At 49.0% G+C, this 3,252-nt stretch carries 2 rRNA genes; both read right to left on the reverse strand.

The window, feature by feature from the left end:
- Position 1 precedes the first annotated feature (1 nt).
- Positions 2 to 118: ribosomal RNA gene (rrf, locus tag FD20_RS12245) — 5S ribosomal RNA — on the reverse strand.
- A gap of 82 nt (positions 119 to 200) precedes the next feature.
- Positions 201 to 3,121 (reverse strand): 23S ribosomal RNA (locus FD20_RS12250).
- Between the last annotated feature and the right edge of the window lie 131 nt (positions 3,122 to 3,252).

Raw genomic sequence — 3,252 nt, forward strand, 5'->3', positions numbered from 1 at the left:
TGCACGGCAACGACCTACCCTCGCAGGGGGCGATCCCCCAACTACTATCGGCGCGAAGAAGCTTAACTTCTGTGTTCGACATGGGAACAGGTGTATCCTTCTTGCCATCATCACCGCACTCTGTGCTTTTGAGAAAAACTTGTTCTCTCAAAACTAGCTAATATTTTTCTTGCCTTAACTTACCTACCGCATTTCTTTCTTTGGTTAAGTCCTCGACCGATTAGTTTTGGTCCGCTCCATACATCACTGTACTTCCACTTCCAACCTATCTACCTGATCTTCTCTCAGGGGTCTTACTTTCTTTCGAAATGGGAAATCTTATCTCGAGGTGAGTTTCGCACTTAGATGCTTTCAGCGTTTATCTCATCCACACGTAGCTACCCAGCTATGCTCCTGGCGGAACAACTGGTACACCAGCGGTGTGTCCATCCCGGTCCTCTCGTACTAAGGACAGATCCTCTCAAATTTCCTACGCCCGCGACGGATAGGGACCGAACTGTCTCACGACGTTCTGAACCCAGCTCGCGTACCGCTTTAATGGGCGAACAGCCCAACCCTTGGGACCGACTACAGCCCCAGGATGCGATGAGCCGACATCGAGGTGCCAAACCTCCCCGTCGATGTGGACTCTTGGGGGAGATAAGCCTGTTATCCCCAGGGTAGCTTTTATCCGTTGAGCGATGGCCCTTCCATACGGAACCACCGGATCACTAAGCCCGACTTTCGTCCCTGCTCGACTTGTCTGTCTCGCAGTCAAGCTCCCTTGTGCCTTTACACTCTGCGAATGATTTCCAACCATTCTGAGGGAACCTTTGGGCGCCTCCGTTACCTTTTAGGAGGCGACCGCCCCAGTCAAACTGCCCACCTGACACTGTCTCCCGCCACGTTAATTGGCGAGGGTTAGAGTGTTCATACAACGAGGGTAGTATCCCACCAACGCCTCAGTCGAAACTAGCGTTCCGACTTCAATGGCTCCTACCTATCCTGTACAAGTTGTACAAACACCCAATATCAAGCTACAGTAAAGCTCCATGGGGTCTTTCCGTCCTGTCGCGGGTAACCCGCATCTTCACGGGTATTATAATTTCACCGAGTCTCTCGTTGAGACAGTGCCCAGATCGTTACGCCTTTCGTGCGGGTCGGAACTTACCCGACAAGGAATTTCGCTACCTTAGGACCGTTATAGTTACGGCCGCCGTTTACTGGGGCTTCAATTCTGAGCTTCGCCGAAGCTAACCCATCCTCTTAACCTTCCAGCACCGGGCAGGCGTCAGCCCCTATACGTCATCTTACGATTTTGCAGAAACCTGTGTTTTTGATAAACAGTCGTCTGGGCCTATTCACTGCGGCTGATCTTGCGATCAGCACCCCTTCTCCCGAAGTTACGGGGTCATTTTGCCGAGTTCCTTAACGAGAGTTCTCTCGCTCACCTGAGGATTCTCTCCTCGACTACCTGTGTCGGTTTGCGGTACGGGTAGTTGTAACCTAACTAGAAGCTTTTCTCGGCAGTGTGACATTAGAACCTTCGCTACTATAATTTCGCTTCCCATCACAACTCGTTCTTAGATAAGCAAGCATTTGACTCGCTTAAAAACTTGTTGCTTGGACGCACATATCCATCAGTGCGCGTTCCTAGCCTCCTGCGTCCCTCCATTGTTCAAACAATTACAACTAGTACAGGAATCTCAACCTGTTATCCATCGCTTACGCCTTTCGGCCTCAGCTTAGGTCCCGACTAACCCTGGGAGGACGAGCCTTCCCCAGGAAACCTTAGTCATTCGGTGGACAGGATTCTCACCTGTCTTTCGCTACTCATACCGGCATTCTCACTTCTAAGCGCTCCACCAGTCCTTCCGGTCTGGCTTCATTGCCCTTAGAACGCTCTCCTACCACGCAACCTTACGGTTGCATCCACAATTTCGGTAACATGTTTAGCCCCGGTACATTTTCGGCGCAGGGTCACTCGACTAGTGAGCTATTACGCACTCTTTAAATGATGGCTGCTTCTGAGCCAACATCCTAGTTGTCTATGCAACTCCACATCCTTTTCCACTTAACATGTATTTAGGGACCTTAATTGGTGGTCTGGGCTGTTTCCCTTTCGACTACGGATCTTATCACTCGCAGTCTGACTCCCGGATATAGATCAGTGGCATTCGGAGTTTATCTGAATTCAGTAACCCAAGATGGGCCCCTAGTCCAAACAGTGCTCTACCTCCACGATCCTTATTTCCGAGGCTAGCCCTAAAGCTATTTCGGAGAGAACCAGCTATCTCCAAGTTCGTTTGGAATTTCTCCGCTACCCACACCTCATCTCAGCATTTTTCAACATACATGAGTTCGGTCCTCCAGTGCGTTTTACCGCACCTTCAACCTGGACATGGGTAGGTCACTTGGTTTCGGGTCTACGTCTACATACTCATTTCGCCCTATTCAGACTCGCTTTCGCTACGGCTCCGTCATTTCCGACTTAACCTCGCATATAAACGTAACTCGCCGGTTCATTCTACAAAAGGCACGCTATCACCCGTTAACGGGCTCTAACTACTTGTAGGCACATGGTTTCAGGAACTGTTTCACTCCCCTTCCGGGGTGCTTTTCACCTTTCCCTCACGGTACTGGTTCACTATCGGTCACTAGGAAGTATTTAGCCTTGGGAGATGGTCCTCCCGGATTCCGACGGAATTTCACGTGTTCCGCCGTACTCAGGATCCTGAACTGAGGGAAACTTGTTTCATCTACAGGGCTTTCACCTTTTTTAGCTGACTTTCCCAAGCCATTCGATTACAAGCTTCTTTGATAACTCAAATGTTCAGTCCTACAACCCCAAGAAGCAAGCTTCTTGGTTTGGGCTGTTCCCCGTTCGCTCGCCGCTACTGAGGGAATCGATTTTTCTTTCTCTTCCTGCAGGTAATTAGATGTTTCAGTTCCCTGCGTCTTCCTCCAACTGATCTATGTATTCAATCAGTGGTAATAGTCGACAAAAACTATTGGGTTTCCCCATTCGGAAATCTCCGGATCAAAGCTTACTTACAGCTCCCCGGAGCATATCGGAGTTAGTCCCGTCCTTCATCGGCTCCTAGTGCCAAGGCATTCACCATGCGCCCTTAATAACTTAACCTATCTTTACCAACGGTAAAGCGGTTATGAGTTTGCGTCAAGAAAATTCTTGTGTTCAAAACTCTTTAAAACGCGGTGTTCTCGGTTTGTTAATTTAAGAAAAAATATTATCTAGTTTTCAAAGAACAAATT

The organism is Liquorilactobacillus uvarum DSM 19971 (assembly GCF_001434935.1).
In the GTDB taxonomy this organism is placed as follows: domain Bacteria; phylum Bacillota; class Bacilli; order Lactobacillales; family Lactobacillaceae; genus Liquorilactobacillus; species Liquorilactobacillus uvarum.